Source organism: Cupriavidus sp. P-10 (assembly GCF_003402535.2).
GTDB lineage: Bacteria > Pseudomonadota > Gammaproteobacteria > Burkholderiales > Burkholderiaceae > Cupriavidus.
Map to the genome: position 1 here is coordinate 2,244,225 of NZ_AP025170.1, position 17,337 is coordinate 2,261,561.

Sequence of the window (17,337 nt, forward strand, 5' to 3'; positions counted from 1 at the left end):
CACCTTGCATAGACGCACTGCGCCGCACCTCTCGCCGGCCCGGATCAGGGCAGCGTCAGGCGCGCCACGTTGTTGCGGTTGGCTGCCTTCAGGTCGACCGCCTCGCCGTTGCGCGTCAAGGACTCGACACCTTTGACGTTGCCGATCACCACCTTGTACGGGGCCTTGCCGCCACCGGCCACGGCCTGGCCGGCCTTGGCCGTGCCGCCCAGCACGATCTTGCCGCTGCTGTCGCGGATTTCATACCAGGTGTCGCCGGCAAAACGCATCTGCAGTTCGCCCTGGCCTGCCGGCGCTGCCGGTGCCGCTGCAGGCGCGGCAGCAGAAGGCGCAACAACAGGCGCAACAGCAGGCGCAACAATCGCGGCCGATGCCGGCTCGGCAGGCGCCGCCACGGCGCTGGCCGGCGTGGTCTCGGCCGACGGCGCCGGCGAGTCGGCGGCGGCCATCACCGGCGGCAGTGCCGCGGTCACCGTGCCGGGTTCGGTCGATTGCGCGGCGGCATGTTCTTCCGTGGCCACGGCCTCGCTCGCGCTGCTGCGCGTCTCGATCCACTGGCGGATGTGGTCCAGGCCAAACCAGCCACCGGCAGCCAGCACCACGGCGACCAGCGCCAGCCAGACCCAGCGGCCGCCCGCGCCGCCGGTGCGGAAGCGCTTGCGGTCGTCGAATGCGGCATTGATGCTGCCCTCGCGCTGGCGTGCAATCTCGGCCACCTGTGCCACCGGCGGCTGGAAGCGCGCCAGCAGCGCGTCGATATCGACATGCAGCATGCGCGCGTAGGCCCGCATCACGCCCTTGGCGAAGGTCACGTCAGGCAGCGCCTGCAGGTCGCCGGCTTCGATCGCGCGCAGCTTCGGCGCCGCCACTTTCAGGCGCGCGCTGACGTCTTCCACCGACAGCCGCTGCGCTTCGCGCTCGCGCGTCAGTGCCGCGCCGATCTCCCGCGCGGCGGCTTCACGGTCCCCTTCGTGCGCGCCACCGCCGACATATTGCGTCGGTACGGCCTGGCCTGCGGCGCGGTCGTGCTCACTCATCCCATGCTCCTTGTTCGTAGGCGGTCAACTCACGCGAATCGGGGAAGCGGCTGCGCAGCTGCGCGACCAGCGCATCCTGCGTGCGGCCATCGCCCTGGCGATGTGCAATGCGCGCTCCCAGCCAGAGGGATTGCGCACTGACAAATTGGCTGCTGTTGACGCGCTGGGCATACTGCCGGGCCTGCGCGAAATCGCCGCGCCGATAGTAGACCAGTGCCAGATTGGTGTTTGCCACCGGATTATTGCGGTCGTAGCCGAGCGCAGCCTTCAGGTTCTTTTCCGCCTCGGCGCTGTTGCCGCGACGCAGCTCGCACGCGCCCAGGCTGATCAGCGGCTTCACCGGCCCACCCGCCGACGGCGCCGACACGGCGCGCTGCAGCATCGGCACGGCGTCGCCATATCGGCCCGACTGGCACAGGAACCAGCCGTAGTTGTTGAGCAGATCGCCGTCGTTGCCGCGCATCGACACCGCAGTGCGGAAGCTGTCGTCGGCCAGCGCCTGCTCGTTCATGTTCATATAGATCAGCGCGCGCACATGGTAGGCATCCGCGAGCGACGGATCGATGGCGATCGCCTGCTTGATCTCGTCAAGCGCGACCGCATTCTGGCCGGCCTCGAGATAGTTGGTGGCCAGCTGCAGCCGGATGCCGGCGCGGCGCCTTGCATCGGTCTGGTCGGAAGCGGTCTGGAGATCCTGCGCCGGCGAGTGCGGCAGCTGGCAGCCGGACAACATCAGCAGCCCGAACAGGGCCGCAGCGATCAGACGGATCATGCAGGGCGAGCCTCCCGAGGCTGGCCGGCGCTGTTGACCGGCACCAGTGGCGTGATCTTGCCGAACTTGCCGCGCTCGGCCAGGCGGGTACGGTCCTTCACTTCCCCGGCCAGTTGCCCGCAAGCCGCGTCGATATCATCGCCGCGCGTCTTGCGAATGGTGGTCACGATGCCCGCGTCCATCAGCACCTGCGCGAAGCGCCGGATCTGCTCGTTGTTGGAACGCTTCAGGCCCGACTCGGGGAACGGGTTGAACGGGATCAGGTTGAACTTGCACGGCACGTCGGCGACAAGCTTCAGCAGTTCCCGCGCATGCTCGACACCGTCGTTGACGCCGTCCAGCATGCAGTATTCAAAAGTAATGAAATCGCGCGGCGCGAATTCCAGGTAGCGGCGGCATGCCGCCATCAGTTCGGCCAGCGGGTACTTCTTGTTCAGCGGCACCAGCACGTCACGCAGCGCGTCGTTGGAGGCGTGCAGCGACACGGCAAGGGCCACCGGCAGGTCCTTCGACAGCCGGTCCATCATCGGCACCACGCCCGAGGTGGACAGCGTCACGCGGCGCCGCGACAGGCCGTAGGCGTTGTCGTCCAGCATCAGCCGCATGGCCGGCACCACGGCATCGTAGTTCAGCAGCGGCTCGCCCATGCCCATCATCACCACGTTGGAGATGACGCGGTCGTCCTTGGGGCCACGGCCCAGTTGCTCGCGCATGGCGAACTCCGCCATCCACAGCTGGCCAATGATCTCGCCCGTGGTCAGGTTGCGAGAGAAGCCCTGCTTGCCGGTCGAGCAGAAGCGGCAGTTGACCGCGCAGCCCGCCTGCGAGGAGACGCACAGCGTGCCACGCGTTTCCTCGGGGATGTACACCGTTTCCACCGCGTTGCCCTGGCCGACGTCGAGCAGCCACTTGCGCGTGCCGTCGGCCGACAGGTTGTCGGTGATGGCGGCAGGCGCGCGGATCTCGGCCCGGGTCGAGAGCTTTTCGCGCAGCGACTTGGCGAGATCCGACATGGCGTCGAAGCGGCTGGCACCGTAGTGGTGGATCCAGCGTTGCAATTGCCGCGCACGGAACGGCTTCTCGCCGAGCTCGCCGCAATAAGCAGTGAGCGCGTCCGCGTCGAGGTCGAGCAGGTTGACGAGATTGTTCATGACGGCAAACTCAGCTTCAGTTCAGTCAGCAGCCAATCAGCGGCTGTAGACGTTCATGCCCGGGAAGAAGAAGGCGATTTCCACGGCAGCGGTTTCCGCGGCGTCCGAGCCGTGCACGGCGTTGGCGTCGATGCTGTCGGCGAAGTCGGCGCGGATGGTGCCCTTGTCGGCCTTCTTCGGGTCGGTGGCGCCCATCAGGTCACGGTGCTTGGCGATAGCGTTTTCGCCTTCCAGTGCCTGGATGATGACCGGGCCCGAAACCATGAAGTCGACCAGGTCCTTGAAGAACGGGCGCTCCTTGTGGACCGCATAGAATTGCTCGGCTTCGCCGCGCGACAGGTGCACCATCTTGGCAGCAACGATCTTCAGGCCGGCGGCCTCGAAACGGGCGTAGATCTGGCCAATGACGTTCTTGGCCACGGCATCCGGCTTGATAATCGACAGGGTGCGTTCGATCGCCATGAAAAACTCCGAAAAATGAAGGGGTTACAAATGGATTAAACGTGCAATTCTAGCACGAAGACGATGACCCTTTCGAGGGTCTGGGCCGCTCTGGCACAGGTGTAACCGGTCGAAAGGCACATCCTCGCCGCAAGTAGCACTGGCTGCACATTACATCCTTGTCATGTCCGGAACGTGGCGCCCCCGCATCCGTCAAACGAAGGCAGCGCTGGATGGGCTGAAACAGGGGCATGGGTGCCCGCGGGATTACCCCGCCCTTGCAATTCGGCCAACCAGATGCCACATTGACGATGGTTCCGTCCGCGGTCGATCCGAAAATTCTCTTTCTTTCGGACAGGCCCGGCGCCTCACCGTTTTGAGACAGGAGTCACCATGGATAACAAGCTGAATACCTACGGTTTCGGCAACAGTGCGTCGACCGTCACTGACGTCGTCGTTCGCAATCGGGTCTTGCGCAACACTTACTGGCTGCTGGCCCTCTCGATGATCCCCACCGTGCTCGGTGCGTGGGTCGGCGTGGCCACCGGCTTCAGCTTCATGGCGGGCAGCCCCGGCTTGTCGCTGATCCTGTTCCTGGCTATCGCGTTCGGGTTCTTCTTCGCCATCGAGAAGACCAAGAACAGCAGCATGGGCGTGGTCCTGTTGCTGGCGTTCACGTTCTTCATGGGGCTGATGCTGTCGCGCCTGATCAGCGCAACGCTAACGTTTTCCAACGGGCCGGCGCTGATCATGTACGCCTTTGGCGGCACGGCGGCAGTGTTCGGCGCGATGGCGACCATCGCCACCGTCAGCAAGCGCGATTTCTCCGGCCTGGGCAAATTCCTGTTCGTCGGCGTGATCCTGCTGATCCTGGCCAGCGTTGCCAATATCTGGCTGCAGCTGCCGGCGCTGATGATCACGGTGTCGGTGATCGCGATCGGTATCTTCTCGGCGTACATCCTGTTCGATGTACAGCGCGTGGTGAATGGCGGCGAGACCAACTACATCACCGCCACGCTGGCGATCTACCTGGACGTGTACAACGTCTTCGCCAACCTGCTGGCGCTGCTGGGCATCTTCAGCGGCAACCGGGAATGACGGTAAACGCCGCGGCATGAAAAAGCCGGCCGGATGGCCGGCTTTTTCTTTGGTGGCACGCCGCAAGATCAGTCGCGGTCGAACACCGCGATCGACTCCACGTGGGACGTGTGCGGGAACATATTGACCACGCCGGCGCCGCTCAGGCGGTAGCCCGCCTCGTGCACCAGCAGGCCTGCATCGCGCGCCAGCGTGGCGGGACTGCACGACACATAGACGATGCGCCGCGGCAGCACGTCGCTGCCCTGCTGCGCCAGTTCGCCGAGCGCCTTGCTCACCGCGAGCGCGCCTTCGCGCGGCGGGTCGACCAGCCAGCGGTCGAAGCGGCCCAGCGCGGCGATGTCGTCGGCCGTGACCTCGAACAGGTTGCGGCACGCGAACTCGGTCCTGGCGGCCAGCCCGTTGTATTCCGCATTGGCCAGCGCGCGCGTGGTCAGCGCCTCGCTGCCTTCGATGCCCATCACCGACCTGCCCTGCGTGGCCAGCGGCAGCGTGAAATTGCCGATGCCGCAGAACAGGTCGAGCAGGCGGTCGCCCGGCTTCACGTCCAGCAGGCGCAGCGCGCGTCCGATCAGCACGCGGTTGATCTGGTGGTTCACCTGCGTGAAGTCGGTCGGCTTGAACGGCATGCGGATGCCGAATTCCGGCAGTGTATAGGCCAGCTCGACGTCGGTCGGGTAGAACGGGTAGACCGTGTCCGGCCCCTTCGGCTGCAGCCAGAACTGCACCTTGTACGCATCGGCAAAGGCGCGCAGCAGGTCCTTGTCGGCGTCGGTCAGGGGCTCGAGGATGCGCAGCACCAGCGCCGTCACTTCCTGCCCGACGGCCAGCTCGATCTGCGGCATGCGATCGCGGATCGACAGCCCGACCACCAGTTCGCGCAGCGGCACCAGCATCGCCGACACATGCGGCGGCAGGATTTCGCAGCGGGTCATGTCGGCGACATAGCTGCTCTTGCGCTCATGGAAGCCCACCAGCACGCCGCCCTTCTTCACCACGTGGCGCACGGTCAGGCGCGCACGGTAGCGGTAGCCCCAGTCCGGACCGGCGATCGGCCTGAACATCACGTCGGGCTTGACCTTGGAGAGGTGCCACAGGTTGTCTTCCAGCACACGCTGCTTGATCGCCAGTTGCGCGCGCGAATCCAGATGCTGCATGGAGCACCCGCCGCAGACGCCGAAATGCTGGCAGCCCGGCTTCACGCGCATCACCGATTCCTGCAGGACTTCGCCAAGGTGCGCCTGCTCGTAGCTGGGCTTGCGGCGATAGCTGCGGTAGCTGACGGTTTCTCCGGGCAGTGCGCCTTCGACAAAGATGACCTTGCCAGGCGTGCCGTCCTCGTTCACCAGGCGGCCGACGCCGCGCGCCTCCATGTCGAGGCTGTCGATAGACACCACGGGGTCGGCGGCGGGAGCATTGCCACTGGCATTGCCACGGCCACGGGCCTCTTTTGCGGCGGGAGCGGCACCCGATGCGGCTGTTTCGGGCACAACGGCGGACGTTTCTTGTGGGGAGGACACGGCTTGGGACACCAGATGAAACCTGACGTATTGTTTTACGAAAGCGCGATTGTATGCCAGACCTGTCGGGTCAACGATGGAGGCTTGCATGGAACTGATTTCGTGGAATATTCAATGGGGCCGCGGCGCGGACGGGCGCGTGGACCTGGCGCGGCAGGTGGACACCCTGCGCGCGATGGCCGATGCCGACGTGATCTGCCTGCAGGAAGTCACACGCGGCTTCGGTGAACTGCGCGGCAAGCCGGGCGACGACCAGGTGGCCGAGCTGACAGCCCTGCTGCCAGGCTACCACTTGCTGTTTGCGTCGGGCGTCGACCGCCGCGACCGCAACGGCGCGCGCAAGCAATTTGGCAACATGGTTGCTACGCGGCTACCGGTACGCGAGGTATTCCGCCATGCATTGCCGTGGCCGGCGGATCCGCAAGTGGCGTCGATGCCGCGCGTGGCGCTGGAAGTCACCGTGGAGGCCGGTACGCAGCGGCTGCGCGTGATCTGCACGCATCTTGAGTATTATTCGGCGCTTCAGCGCGCTGCACAGGCCGAAGCGCTGCGCGACTGGCATGCCCAGGCCTGCGACCATGCGCGACGCCCCGGCCGTAGCGAAAAGTGGCCCGGCCCGTTCACCCCGGAGCCGCGCCCCGCCGAGGCCATCCTCTGCGGCGACTTCAACAGCAAACCCGACGACATTGCCTATCGCCGCATGCTGGAGCCGTTCGAAGATGCCACCACGCCATGGCGCGACGCCTGGCTGCAGGCGCATCCTGGCCAGCCGCACGAACCGACCTGCGCCATCCATGACAAGGAGCAATGGCCCGAGCCACCATTCGCCTGCGATTTCATGCTCGTCACGGACAATCTGGCTGCGCGGATCCGGCGTTGCGAGGTCAACGCGGATACCGCCGACTCGGACCACCAGCCGATCCTGCTGTCGCTGGACCTGTAAGGCCGTGGCGCATGCCGGCGGATGCCGGCGCGATCAGTCCTCGAAGTCGTCGACTTCGGGCGTGAGACGCTGCAGGCGGAAGGCCTGCAGGTATTCCATCCACTGTTCGCCGGGCAGTTCCGCCAGCGATTCCTGGACAAGCGCCATCTCCATGTCGAACTCGCGCGGCGACATGCCCCCGCGCATCAGCTGGAAACGGCAGTACATCAGGTAGGTGTTGACGACGTCGGTCTCGCAATAGGCGCGGATCTCGTCGAGCTGGCCGGCCTGGTAAGCGTGCCAGACCTTGCTGCCATCCATCCCCATCTTGCCCGGGAAACCGCACAGCTTGGCCAGGTCATCCAGCGGCGCGCTGGCGCGCGGCTGGTACATCGCCAGCAGGTCCATCAGGTCCAGGTGCCGCATGTGATAGCGGCTGATGTAGTTGTTCCACTTGAAGTCGCGGCTGTCGTCCTCGCGGCCCTCGCCCATCTCCCAGTAGCGCGGCGCGGTGACGCCGTTGACCAGGCCGCGGTAATGCAGCACGGGCAGGTCGAAGCCGCCACCGTTCCATGAAACCAGTTGCGGGCTGTACCGGGCGATCAGTTCGTAGAACTTCTGGATCAGCGTGGCCTCGTTGTCCTCGGCGGCACCGAGCGAACCCACGTGGAACACCGCCGAGCCATCGCGATGCGTGCGCCGCAGCACGCAGGAAATTGCAGCAACGCGTTGCAGGTAGTGCGGCAGGAAATCGCTGCCGGTTTTCTCGCGGCGGGCGGCGAAGGCGTGTTCGGCGACTTCGCCGTCGCTCATCGCATCGGGGTGGTCATGCAAACGGCGCAGGCCGGCGACATCGGGAATGGTCTCGATGTCGAATACCAGCACAGGGGTCATAAAACGGCGTCCTTCCTGACACCTTGCGAAGCGAAATGCCGCTTGAGCTTGACCAGCGCCTCCTGCTGGATCTGCCGTACGCGCTCGCGCGTGAGGCCCATTTCCTCGGCAAGCTCTTCCAGCGTGGCGGGCTCGATATGGTTGAGGCCGAAGCGGCGCTCTACCACATAGCGATGCTTTTCCGACAAGCGCGCAAGCCAGAGCTTCATCAGCCCTTCCAGCTCGCGGTGCGCCACCTCCTGGTCAGGGGCGGCATTGTGCTCGTCGGAGAGGAAATCCAGGAGGCTCGAGCCGGGATCGAGGTCGAACGGCGTATCGAGCGAGGTGGTATGTTCGTTGAGTGCCAGGACGTCCTGCACTTCGTCCGGCGTCTTGCCCAGCAGGTGGGCGATGTCTTCCAGGCTGGCGTCGCGCCCGTCCGTGCCGCCCTTCTCCAGATGGCGCTTGGCGCGCAGCACCTGGTTCAGTTCGCGGATCACGTGCACCGGCAGGCGAACGGTGCGGGCCTGGTTCATGATGGCGCGCTCGATGCTCTGGCGGATCCACCAGGTTGCATAGGTCGAGAAGCGGAACCCGCGCGACGGATCGAATTTCTCGATTGCGTGCATCAGGCCGAGGTTGCCTTCCTCGATCAGGTCGAGCAGCGGCACGCCGCGATTGAGGTAACCCTTGGCGATGCTGACCACCAGCCGCAGGTTGCGCTCGATCATGACCTGGCGCGCGGCAAAGTCGCCGTCCTTGGCCAGCGTGGAGAAATGCAGTTCCTCCGGCGCGGACAACAGCGGCTTGATGCTGATGCGGTTCAGGTAATGCTGGACGGTGTCGGCGGCCAGCTCGGTATGCAGCACCGTGCGGAAGTCGTCGTGTTCCGCTGCTGCGCCGTCGCTGCCGTTCTCGCCTTCGCTGTCTTCCTCGTCCTCAGACTCGTCATCGTCGTCTTCGCGCAGATGGCGGTCATTGTCGTCGGCGAGCAGGTCCGCTTCGCGCAGGCCCACCGAAGTGGACGTGGCGATCGGCTCGTCGGTCACGGGAATCAGCTCGGCAGCGAGATCCGGCTCGAATGCTTGCGCGTCGGCGTGCTCGTCGGGATGTGCCACACCAGCCTTCACTTCCGGCTGCTTGGGACGGCGAGCCCTGCTGACAGTTGTTCCGGAAGAGACAGTTTTCTGGCGTGGCATGAACCCTCACTGTGGCGGCAGGTACCGCATCGGATCAACCGGTTTTCCGTTCTTGCGAACTTCGAAGTGAAGCTTCACCCGGTCGGTATCACTGTTGCCCATCTCCGCAATCTTCTGGCCCTTGCGAACCGCCGATTGCTCTGTCACGAGCACCTTTTCGTTGTGCCCGTACGCAGTAAGAAATGTCTCGTTGTGTTTGATGATGACAAGATTCCCGTAGCCGCGCAAGGGGCCAACGTGAATCACTCGGCCATCATCGGCGGCCAATACCGCGTCGCCCTTCTTGCCCGCAATATCGATGCCTTTATTACCCTTGTCATCGAATTTGGCAACCATCTGGCCGGTCGCCGGCCAGGCCAGCTTCATCGCCCCATCCGCAACCGGTGCGGCCGAGGTGGCGGCCGCTGCCGCGGGCGTTGCCGGCGCCGGCGCTGCGGCTGCCGGCGGTGGCACAGGCGCGCCCGGCGGGCGCGCCTGGTCGATCGGCTGGGCCTGCACCGTGGCCGGGGCGATCGGCGTAGTGGAAACCCCGGGCGCAGTGTTGACGTCGGCACCTGGCGGCACGATGCGCAACAACTGGCCAACTTCGATCTGGTTCACGTTGGACAGGTTGTTCCAGGTGGCCACATCGCGGTACGACTGGCCGTTTTCCAGGGCGATTCGATAAAGCGTATCGCCTCGCTTGACCCGATAGTATCCCGGCGGGGCTGGTTCCGTCGACGCGGCGGCGGCGCCCGAGATGGAGGTGCGGTCAACGACAGGGGCCGGCATCGGCGAATTGGCGCATGCGGCCAGCAGGGCCGTCAGCGCGGAAGCCGTAAAAAGTTGACCGGCGCGTGCGAAATATTGCGATTTCACGATGTTGTGCATAGTTCGACTCAGATGGTGCCCGATTTTAAGGGCACAAAGAAAACGGCTTCAAGCGCGGTTCTGTGAAAGCGATGGCGGTTGCGCCGCTCGATCAGCAGCAACTGCTGCGTCACGGTCTGGCCGGGCACGCCCGCCGGCGGCACCACGGCCACCGGGGCGATCAGCCGCCCGCCTACTTCCAGTTGCTCCAGCAGCGCCTGTGGCACCTCCATGCCGGCGGCGGCCAGGATGATGGCCGAGAACGGTGCCGCCTGGGGCAGGCCGAGCATGCCGTCGCCATAGTGCAGGCGCAGGTTGGGTACGCGCAGCGGGCGCAGGTTCGCCTTGGCCTGCTCGTGCAACGGCCGGATGCGCTCGATCGAGAAGACTTCGCGCGCTACCTGGCTCAGCACAGCGGCCTGGTAGCCGCAACCGGTGCCGATCTCCAGCACGCGCTCCAGCGGCGTGTCGGCGGCCAGGCCGTCGCGCAGCAGCTCGATCATGCGCGCCACCACCGATGGCTTGGAAATGGTCTGCTGGTGGCCAATCGGCAACGCGGCGTCTTCATACGCCTGCGACGCCAGCCCCGGCTCTACAAACAGGTGGCGCGGCACCGTAGCGATAGCCGACAGCACGCGCTCGTCACGGATGCCGCTGGCGTGCAGCCGGGCCGCCAGCGCGGCGCGCGCGCGCGCGGACGCCATGCCGCCCCCACCGGCCGTGGCCGCCGAGGCGCGCTGCTCCACGGCGCTCGCGGGTGCGGGCGCCGGCGCCGGCGCCGCGGTACGGGGCAGCCTTGCCTTGGCCGGTTTCGGCGGCGCTGCGGACGTTCCCGTGCGCCGGGCGTCTACGGCAGGCATGCCGGCGGTGCGGGCCGGTGCGGGCTTGCGTTCAACGACCGCGTCCAGCGGCAGGGGGAACTTGTTGCGTCGGGGCGTGGAACTCATCGGGGGCGCGACACTGCGAAGCGGCTGCCTATTTCAGCCACTGGTCGAGCGCGTCGAGCTGTCCGCGATGGGTCAGGTCGAGCTGCAACGGCGTCAGCGAGACATAGCCGGCGGCGGTGGCATGGAAGTCCGTGCCTTCGCTGGCATCGCGCGCGTCACCGGCCGGTCCGATCCAGTAGTTGGTGTCGCCGCGCGGATTGACCTGCGTGATCACCGGCTGCGAAGGATGGCGCTTGCCCAGGCGCGTGGCGCGATAGCCCTTGATGTGTTCGAATGGCAGGCTGGGAATATTGACGTTGAGCAGGAAGGGCTCGGCCTGTGGACGCGCGATGATGCGCTCCACCACGGTGCGCGCTACGCGCGCGGCTGCGTCGAGATGCTCCCAGCCCTTGTCGACCTGAGAGAAGGCTACCGACGGGATGCCGAGCAGGTAGCCTTCTATGGCGGCGGCGACGGTGCCGGAATACAGCACGTCCTCGCCCATGTTCTGCCCCTGGTTGATGCCGGACACCACCAGGTCGGGCTTCTCTTCGAGCAGCCCGGTCAGCGCGATATGCACGCAGTCGGTCGGCGTGCCGTTGACGAAGCGGAATCCCTTCTGCACGCCTTCGCGCGCTTCGTAGATCGAGAGCGGGCGCTGCAGCGTCAGCGAGTTGGACGCGCCGCTATGGTTCTGCTCCGGAGCAATGACCGTGATCCGGCCCAGCGGGGCGAGCGCAGCATGCAGAACGGCCAGTCCCGGCGCGAGATAACCGTCATCGTTGGCAAGGAGGATATGCATGGCGCGATTGTACCTGAGCGCGGCCCGCGCAAGCGCCCCGCGCGCCGCGCCGGCGTTGCGTTCCGGTGCGTTCCGCGACCCGGTATGCAGGGCGCAAATAACCGACCCAGCGCCTTCGGCATGGAACAGAACGACCGTGCTATTTGTACGCTACACTTGCCCTGCCCGCCCGCATAAGCTTGACTGGCGCGGAATGCCACACGAATGCCACACATATCGAACGGAGACAAGATGAAAGCCGTACTGTGCAAAGCCTGGGGCCCCCCTGATTCGCTGACCGTCGAAACCCTGCCTGACCTGGTGCCGGGCGCGGGCGAAGTGGTCATCGACGTGAAGGCGGCCGCGGTCAACTTCCCGGATGTGCTCATCATCCAGAACAAATACCAGGCCAAGCCTGCGCTGCCGTTCAGCCCCGGCTCAGAACTGGCCGGCGTGGTCAATGCGGTGGGCGAAGGCGTCACCCACGTCAAGCCGGGCGACAAGGTCATCGCTTACCTGGGCAACGGCGCATTTGCCACGCAGGCCAAGGCGCCCGCCGCTTCGGTGGTGCCGATGCCGCCGGGCATCGACTTCGAGACCGCCGCGGCCTTCACGCTGACCTACGGCACCTCGCACCATGCGGTGATCGACCGCGGCGAGCTGAAGGCGGGCCAGACCATGCTGGTGCTGGGCGCGGCCGGCGGCGTGGGCATCGCGGCGATCGAGATCGGCAAGGCCATCGGCGCGCGCGTGATCGCCGCCGCCTCGACCGACGAAAAGCTGGCGGTGTGCAAGGAACATGGTGCCGATGCGCTGATCAACTACAGCACCGAAGACCTGCGCGAGCGCGTCAAGGCGCTGACCGACGGCAAGGGCCCGGATGTCGTCTACGACCCGGTGGGCGGCATCTATGCCGAGCCGGCGTTCCGCTCGATCGGCTGGCGCGGCCGTTACCTGGTGGTGGGTTTTGCCAATGGCGAGATCCCGAAGCTGCCGCTGAACCTGGCGCTGCTGAAGGGCGCGTCGCTGGTGGGCGTGTTCTGGGGCGATTTCGTGCGCCGCGAGCCCAAGGCCAACCAGGCCAACATGGCGCAGATGCTGGGCTGGATGAAGGAAGGCAAGATCCGCCCGCATATCTCGGCGCGCTATCCGCTGGAACAGGCACCGCAGGCGCTCAAGGATATGGAAGCGCGCAAGGTGACCGGCAAGATCGTGATCGTGCCGTGATCACGTCCTGAGCGTGTCCTGAAGCAGGCACCGGTGGCGGGCGCCCTGCCCCCTCTCCCGCGAGCGGGAGAGGGGAGCAAACCAGCGCGGACTCGGAGGTCAGAGCTTCTCCGTCTCCCCGCTCCTGGGCTGCCACTTCATCAGCCGCTTCTCGCCGATGCCGACCATCCAGTCCAGCATGAGCGCAAACGCCGTCAGCACCACGATGCCGGCGAACACCGTGTTGATGTCGAACGTGCCCTCGGCCTGCAGAATCAGGTAGCCCACGCCGCGAGCGGAGCCCAGGTACTCGCCCACCACCGCGCCGACAAAAGCCAGCCCGACCGAGGTATGGAGCGACGAAAACACCCAGCTGGTCGCGCTCGGCAGGTACACGTGGCGCAACAGCTGATGCCGGTTTGCGCCCAGCATGCGCGCGTTGGCGAGCACCACCGGGCTCACTTCCTTGACGCCCTGGTAGACGTTGAAGAAGACGATGAAGAACACCAGCGTCACCGCCAGCGCCACCTTCGACCAGATCCCGAGGCCGAACCATACCGCGAAGATCGGCGCCAGGATCACGCGCGGCATCGAGTTCATCGCCTTGACGTAGGGATCCAGGATGGCCGAAGTCATCGGGCTCAAGGCCAGCCACAGGCCCACGCCCAGCCCCGCCACCGTGCCGATGCCGAAGGCCAGCACCGTCTCGAGCAGCGTCACGCCAAGGTGCAGGTAGATATCGCGCTCAATGAAGAACCAGTTCCAGATCCGCTGCGCGACCATCAGCGGCTCGCCGAAGAAGAAGGCAACCTGCTGCGAGCGCGTGGCGAAGTGCCAGACGCCCAGGATCACCACCAGCACCAGCAGCTGCCAGACGCGCAGCATGCTTTTGGAGTCGTTACGGAATGCCATCGGGATTCAGGTGTTGTTGTGATGACGTTTTGATGACGTTGCGGTGACCTTGTGAAGGCCGGCCTCAGGCCACCTTGCGCTGTTGCGCATAGCCCTTGAGCACTTCCTCGCGCAGCACGTCCCAGATCGCGGCGTGCAATTCGACAAAGCGCGGATGGTTGCGGATCTCGGCCACGTCGCGCGGGCGCGGCAGGTCGATGGCGAACTCGCCGATGGGATGCGTGGCCGGACCCGCCGACAGCACCACCACGCGGTCGCTCATGGCGATGGCCTCGTCGAGGTCGTGGGTGATGAACAGCACGGCCTTGCGCTTGGCGGCCCACAGGTCCAGCACCTCGTTTTCCATCAGCTGCCGAGTCTGGATATCGAGCGCGGAGAACGGCTCGTCCATCAGGATGATGTCCGGGTCCAGCACCAGGGTCTGCGCCAGCGCCACGCGCTTGCGCATGCCTCCCGAGAGCTGGTGCGGATAACGGTCGCCGAAACCGCCCAGGCCCACGCGGCGCAGCCATTCCTCGCCCTGCCGTACGGCCTCGGCGCGCGCCACGCCGCGGAATTCGAGCCCCGCGACGACGTTGTCGAGCGCGCTGCGCCACGGCATCAGCGCCTCGGTCTGGAACATGTAGCCGGCGCGCCGGTTGATGCCGCGCAGCGGCTCGCCGAACACGCGTACCTCGCCGCTGGAGGGCTCCAGCAGGCCGGCGCCGACATTCAGCAGCGTCGACTTGCCGCAGCCGGTCGGGCCGACCACCGAGACGAACTCGCCAGGCTGGATCGACAGCGTGACGTCCTTGACCGCGGTATAGCGCTGGCTGCGGTCATCGCGCGAGACAAAGGTGCAGGTGACCTTGTCGAGGGAAAGTGCGGGAATGCTCATGGTGCACCGTGTCGTTCGCCGTCCGTGCCGCTGGCGAGTGATGAGGGAATGCCTGCCGCTGCCGCAAAGCAAAGGCCCGCTGCGGGCAGCGGGCCGGTGATCGTGCGCGGCGCGGTCTTACTTGTACTTGGCGTTGGCCTTCTGCACGAAGGCGTTGGTGTAGGTGTCTTCCAGCTTGATCGACTTGCCCTTCAGCTCGGCGTCGAACTGCTGCAGCGTGCTCAGCGCGGTGCGCGGGCCGTCGGCCGGCATGGTGCCATCCGGCGAGATCGCTTCCTTGACCTTGTCCCACGCGGCCAGGTACAGCGCGCGGTCGCCCAGCAAGTAGCTTTCCGGCACGGTCTTGACGATGTCCGACGGGCCCGCCTTCTGCATCCACTTGAGCGCGCGCACCATGGCATTGGTCAGCGCCTGCGTGGTGTTGGGGTTCTGCTGGATAAAGGCCTGCGACGCATACAGGCAGCCCGACGGCATGCTGCCGCCAAACACCGCCTGCGTGTCCTTGAGCGTGCGCGTGTCCGAGGCAATGCGCACCTCGTTCTTCTGCGTCAGCATCGAGATCACCGGGTCGAGGTTGGCCATCGCATCGATCTGGCCCGAGCGCATCGCCGCCACCGCGCCGGCGCTGGCGCCCACCCCGATGAACGACACGTCCGACGGCTTCAGCCCATGCTTGGCCAGCACGAAGTTGGCCATCATGTTGGTCGACGACCCCGGCGCTGTCACCCCGATCTTCTTGCCCTTCAGGTCGGCGATCGACTTGAAGTTGGGCATGGTCTTGTTCGACACCACCAGCACGATCTGCGGCGCACGGCCTTGCAGCACGAATTCCTGGTAGCGCTGGCCCTTGCCCTGCAGGTTGATGGTGTGCTCGTAGGCGCCCGAGACCACGTCGGCGCTGCCGCCCACCACGGCCTGCAGCGCCTTGGCGCCGCCGGCGAAGTCGACGATCTCGACGTCCAGGCCTTCGTCCTTGAAGTAGCCCTGGCGCTCGGCGATGGTCAGCGGCAGGTAGTAGAACAGGTTCTTGCCGCCGACCGCGATGGTGACCTTGGTTTTCTCTGGCTTGCCCTGCGCCTGCGCATGGCCGAAGGTGAACCAGCCGGCCAGGAACAGCGCCAGTGCGATCAGGAACTGCTTCCAGAATTTCTTGTTATACATGCTTGTCTCCTACCCGTTTCCTGTCCGTTTCCTGTCCGTTTGGATCCGGACGGCGATGCGCGAAAGCACGGCGTGCCGCCGTGCGGCAAGTTGCGATGCTACCGGGTGGATCGTGGGTCCGCATCGGTATCTATACCTACGCGGGTTGCCGGTGTGCTCCCCTCTCCCGCATGCGCTTGCCTTTACCCACAACTTGCGGCGGCTTACTCGTCTTTCTGGAAGATCCGATACATTTCGGTGATTTCGTGCAGGGCGAGGAAGCCGCGCCAGAGGACGGTGGCTCCCGGGGGATCGTCGTTTTTGCGACCCAGGTAGCCACCGAGCTTGGCGATCCAAAGGACCGCGTCGCTGAGTTTTGGCGCCTCTTCCGGTGGCTTGGTTGTGCCGTGCGTGCGGCAGTACAAGGCCCGCCATTCGAGCGATTGCAGTAGCGCCGAGCATGGGATATCGGCTTCGAGCCGGCCCAGCATGGTCGCGTACATAATGCGCCAGCCGATCACGGCGAACAGCGCCGTAGCACGTAGGAACCGCTCCAGCGTCCCGAACTGCCGCGCTTCGATCTGGCAGCCACTCTTCAGGACACGATGCCAGGATTCAATGGTCCAGCGCCGGGCATACCAGCTCAGTCGCTCCAGCGCATCTTCCAGCGTTTGGGTAGGCATTGAACTGAGCAACATCCATTCGAGCGGCTCAACGCCTTGGGGCGGCTCGATCTCCAGCGCGTGAATGGCAAACACTTCGAGACTCGGTAGATCCTCTGCACCGCGGCTGCGCGGCGGTCGCAGTTGGACGGGCACACAACGCAAAGCCAGTCGGGCGCTACGCGCCTGCCTGGCGCCGCTCCTGGGCACGTGCAATACGGTCTCCCCAAGTACAGGAGCCGCAGCAACCGTCTCCCACAGATACTTCTCTGGGTGGTCCACGCCTCGATTCCAGGCGGCCCGCACCAACCAGTCCACCCCCGCTGGGCGCGGCGCCAGGAACACGTCGTACACATCGCCCTCGCGATCGCTGACGGCAACAAGGTGCGTGTCCGGACACTGCATCTTGAGCGGCTCAAGGCATTCCAGCCCCTCCAGCCACTTCACGCTTTCCTTGTCACGAATGGACAGCGCCCGGCGCTGCCCGGCCTTGCCCGATGCTTGCGGCGCACGCACCCACGTCTTCATGCTCAACACGCCCAGTGGCAGGCCCTCAGGCGTCACCGCCAGCACGCTGTGCAACATGAATCCGTGCAAATTGCCGCCCGTGCCGTGACCAAGCCTCTCAGTCGCGGGCAAATTTGCCAGATTGAATTCCGTGGTGTCCTGCACCGCCAATACGACAGGTACCTGCTGCATGCGACCCACGGTTTGCGTGACGTGGCTCGCCAGGATTCCGCCCGGATCGACCGCCTCATTGTCAAAGAAGCGATATGCCGCCTTGAGTTGGGCACCACTCAAGGCCTGCGGGAACGAAACATGGGCCTTTTGCGCCAGTCCGCGCGCCAATGCCACAAGGCGCCGCGTGCGACGCGCATCGCCCAATTGTGCGCCACTGAATTCGTCGCTGGCCCAGTCTTCGAGATCTTCCGTATCCGGCAAAATTGCCACCACTGATTGTCAACTTCACA

17 protein-coding genes are annotated in these 17,337 nt (G+C 65.5%); 3 read left to right on the plus strand and 14 right to left on the minus strand.

Features of this window, described 5'->3' with window-relative positions; all coding sequences use genetic code 11:
- Positions 1–44: 44 nt before the first annotated feature.
- The 4 genes from CTP10_RS10315 to ndk are packed head-to-tail and all read right to left on the minus strand — an operon-like array spanning position 45 to position 3,422.
- A complete protein-coding gene (locus tag CTP10_RS10315) occupies positions 45–1,037 on the minus strand; it encodes a RodZ domain-containing protein (protein ID WP_116320387.1) in 993 nt (330 codons plus the stop codon).
- A complete protein-coding gene (gene pilW, locus CTP10_RS10320; protein ID WP_116320386.1) occupies positions 1,030–1,809 on the minus strand; it encodes a type IV pilus biogenesis/stability protein PilW in 780 nt (259 codons plus the stop codon). Before pilW ends, CTP10_RS10315 begins: the two co-directional genes overlap by 8 nt.
- Positions 1,806–2,960 (minus strand): 23S rRNA (adenine(2503)-C(2))-methyltransferase RlmN, encoded by a 1,155-nt coding sequence (gene rlmN, locus CTP10_RS10325; RefSeq protein WP_116320385.1) that lies wholly within the window; start codon positions 2,958–2,960, stop codon positions 1,806–1,808. Before rlmN ends, pilW begins: the two co-directional genes overlap by 4 nt.
- A gap of 36 nt (positions 2,961–2,996) precedes the next feature.
- Positions 2,997–3,422 carry a nucleoside-diphosphate kinase gene (gene ndk / locus CTP10_RS10330; RefSeq protein ID WP_116320384.1) on the minus strand — a complete coding sequence of 142 codons (426 nt, stop codon included), beginning with the start codon at positions 3,420–3,422 and terminating at the stop codon, positions 2,997–2,999.
- A 372-nt stretch (positions 3,423–3,794) separates the two neighbouring features.
- On the opposite strand from ndk, the gene CTP10_RS10335 reads away from it, so the two are divergent.
- A complete protein-coding gene (locus CTP10_RS10335; RefSeq protein ID WP_116320383.1) occupies positions 3,795–4,499 on the plus strand; it encodes a Bax inhibitor-1/YccA family protein in 705 nt (234 codons plus the stop codon).
- Between the two features lie 68 nt (positions 4,500–4,567).
- Here the strand turns inward: CTP10_RS10335 and rlmD are convergent, their stop codons facing one another.
- On the minus strand, positions 4,568–5,872 hold the full coding sequence (rlmD, locus tag CTP10_RS10340) for a 23S rRNA (uracil(1939)-C(5))-methyltransferase RlmD (RefSeq protein ID WP_233528179.1): 1,305 nt from the start codon (positions 5,870–5,872) through the stop codon (positions 4,568–4,570).
- 235 nt (positions 5,873–6,107) lie between these two features.
- Here rlmD and CTP10_RS10345 point away from each other — a divergent pair, with 235 nt between their 5' ends.
- Complete coding sequence (locus CTP10_RS10345; RefSeq protein ID WP_116320381.1) at positions 6,108–6,962, plus strand: endonuclease/exonuclease/phosphatase family protein; 855 nt, start codon at positions 6,108–6,110, stop codon at positions 6,960–6,962.
- A gap of 33 nt (positions 6,963–6,995) precedes the next feature.
- Here CTP10_RS10345 and CTP10_RS10350 read toward each other — a convergent pair whose 3' ends face one another.
- The 5 genes from CTP10_RS10350 to surE are packed head-to-tail and all read right to left on the minus strand — an operon-like array spanning position 6,996 to position 11,590.
- Complete coding sequence (locus CTP10_RS10350; RefSeq protein WP_116320380.1) at positions 6,996–7,835, minus strand: 3'-5' exonuclease; 840 nt, start codon at positions 7,833–7,835, stop codon at positions 6,996–6,998.
- On the minus strand, positions 7,832–9,013 hold the full coding sequence (rpoS, locus tag CTP10_RS10355; RefSeq protein ID WP_116320379.1) for an RNA polymerase sigma factor RpoS: 1,182 nt from the start codon (positions 9,011–9,013) through the stop codon (positions 7,832–7,834). The genes CTP10_RS10350 and rpoS overlap by 4 nt, the downstream gene beginning before the upstream one ends.
- A 6-nt stretch (positions 9,014–9,019) precedes the next feature.
- A complete protein-coding gene (locus CTP10_RS10360; protein ID WP_116320378.1) occupies positions 9,020–9,883 on the minus strand; it encodes a peptidoglycan DD-metalloendopeptidase family protein in 864 nt (287 codons plus the stop codon).
- 8 nt (positions 9,884–9,891) lie between these two features.
- Positions 9,892–10,809 carry a protein-L-isoaspartate(D-aspartate) O-methyltransferase gene (locus tag CTP10_RS10365; protein ID WP_116320377.1) on the minus strand — a complete coding sequence of 306 codons (918 nt, stop codon included), beginning with the start codon at positions 10,807–10,809 and terminating at the stop codon, positions 9,892–9,894.
- 28 nt (positions 10,810–10,837) lie between these two features.
- Positions 10,838–11,590, minus strand: coding sequence for a 5'/3'-nucleotidase SurE (surE, locus tag CTP10_RS10370; protein WP_116320376.1), 753 nt, complete (start codon positions 11,588–11,590; stop codon positions 10,838–10,840).
- Positions 11,591–11,821: 231 nt separating this feature from the next.
- On the opposite strand from surE, the gene CTP10_RS10375 reads away from it, so the two are divergent.
- Positions 11,822–12,796: an NADPH:quinone oxidoreductase family protein gene (locus CTP10_RS10375; protein WP_116320375.1), complete on the plus strand. Its 975-nt coding sequence runs from the start codon at positions 11,822–11,824 to the stop codon at positions 12,794–12,796.
- Positions 12,797–12,895: 99 nt separating this feature from the next.
- On the opposite strand, the gene CTP10_RS10380 is transcribed toward CTP10_RS10375, so the two are convergent.
- The 4 genes from CTP10_RS10380 to CTP10_RS10395 all read right to left on the minus strand — a co-directional run bounded on the left by CTP10_RS10380 (position 12,896) and on the right by CTP10_RS10395 (position 17,320).
- The gene (locus tag CTP10_RS10380; protein WP_116320374.1) at positions 12,896–13,687 is read right to left on the minus strand and encodes an ABC transporter permease; all 792 of its coding nucleotides are present in this window, start codon (positions 13,685–13,687) and stop codon (positions 12,896–12,898) included.
- Between the two features lie 64 nt (positions 13,688–13,751).
- The gene (locus tag CTP10_RS10385) at positions 13,752–14,564 is read right to left on the minus strand and encodes an ABC transporter ATP-binding protein (RefSeq protein ID WP_116320373.1); all 813 of its coding nucleotides are present in this window, start codon (positions 14,562–14,564) and stop codon (positions 13,752–13,754) included.
- A gap of 117 nt (positions 14,565–14,681) precedes the next feature.
- On the minus strand, positions 14,682–15,725 hold the full coding sequence (locus CTP10_RS10390) for an ABC transporter substrate-binding protein (protein ID WP_116320372.1): 1,044 nt from the start codon (positions 15,723–15,725) through the stop codon (positions 14,682–14,684).
- A gap of 203 nt (positions 15,726–15,928) precedes the next feature.
- Positions 15,929–17,320, minus strand: a complete 1,392-nt coding sequence (locus tag CTP10_RS10395; protein ID WP_271815163.1) for an IS4 family transposase — start codon at positions 17,318–17,320, stop codon at positions 15,929–15,931.
- Positions 17,321–17,337: the final 17 nt, after the last annotated feature.

Coding starts and splice junctions, on each gene's coding strand:
- CTP10_RS10315 (WP_116320387.1), bottom strand. CDS start 1,037: ATGAGTGAGCACGACCGCGCCGCAGGCCAGGCCGTACCGACGCAATAT.
- pilW (WP_116320386.1), bottom strand. CDS start 1,809: ATGATCCGTCTGATCGCTGCGGCCCTGTTCGGGCTGCTGATGTTGTCC.
- rlmN (WP_116320385.1), bottom strand. CDS start 2,960: ATGAACAATCTCGTCAACCTGCTCGACCTCGACGCGGACGCGCTCACT.
- ndk (WP_116320384.1), bottom strand. CDS start 3,422: ATGGCGATCGAACGCACCCTGTCGATTATCAAGCCGGATGCCGTGGCC.
- CTP10_RS10335 (WP_116320383.1), top strand. CDS start 3,795: ATGGATAACAAGCTGAATACCTACGGTTTCGGCAACAGTGCGTCGACC.
- rlmD (WP_233528179.1), bottom strand. CDS start 5,872: ATGGAGGCGCGCGGCGTCGGCCGCCTGGTGAACGAGGACGGCACGCCT.
- CTP10_RS10345 (WP_116320381.1), top strand. CDS start 6,108: ATGGAACTGATTTCGTGGAATATTCAATGGGGCCGCGGCGCGGACGGG.
- CTP10_RS10350 (WP_116320380.1), bottom strand. CDS start 7,835: ATGACCCCTGTGCTGGTATTCGACATCGAGACCATTCCCGATGTCGCC.
- rpoS (WP_116320379.1), bottom strand. CDS start 9,013: ATGCCACGCCAGAAAACTGTCTCTTCCGGAACAACTGTCAGCAGGGCT.
- CTP10_RS10360 (WP_116320378.1), bottom strand. CDS start 9,883: ATGCACAACATCGTGAAATCGCAATATTTCGCACGCGCCGGTCAACTT.
- CTP10_RS10365 (WP_116320377.1), bottom strand. CDS start 10,809: ATGAGTTCCACGCCCCGACGCAACAAGTTCCCCCTGCCGCTGGACGCG.
- surE (WP_116320376.1), bottom strand. CDS start 11,590: ATGCATATCCTCCTTGCCAACGATGACGGTTATCTCGCGCCGGGACTG.
- CTP10_RS10375 (WP_116320375.1), top strand. CDS start 11,822: ATGAAAGCCGTACTGTGCAAAGCCTGGGGCCCCCCTGATTCGCTGACC.
- CTP10_RS10380 (WP_116320374.1), bottom strand. CDS start 13,687: ATGGCATTCCGTAACGACTCCAAAAGCATGCTGCGCGTCTGGCAGCTG.
- CTP10_RS10385 (WP_116320373.1), bottom strand. CDS start 14,564: ATGAGCATTCCCGCACTTTCCCTCGACAAGGTCACCTGCACCTTTGTC.
- CTP10_RS10390 (WP_116320372.1), bottom strand. CDS start 15,725: ATGTATAACAAGAAATTCTGGAAGCAGTTCCTGATCGCACTGGCGCTG.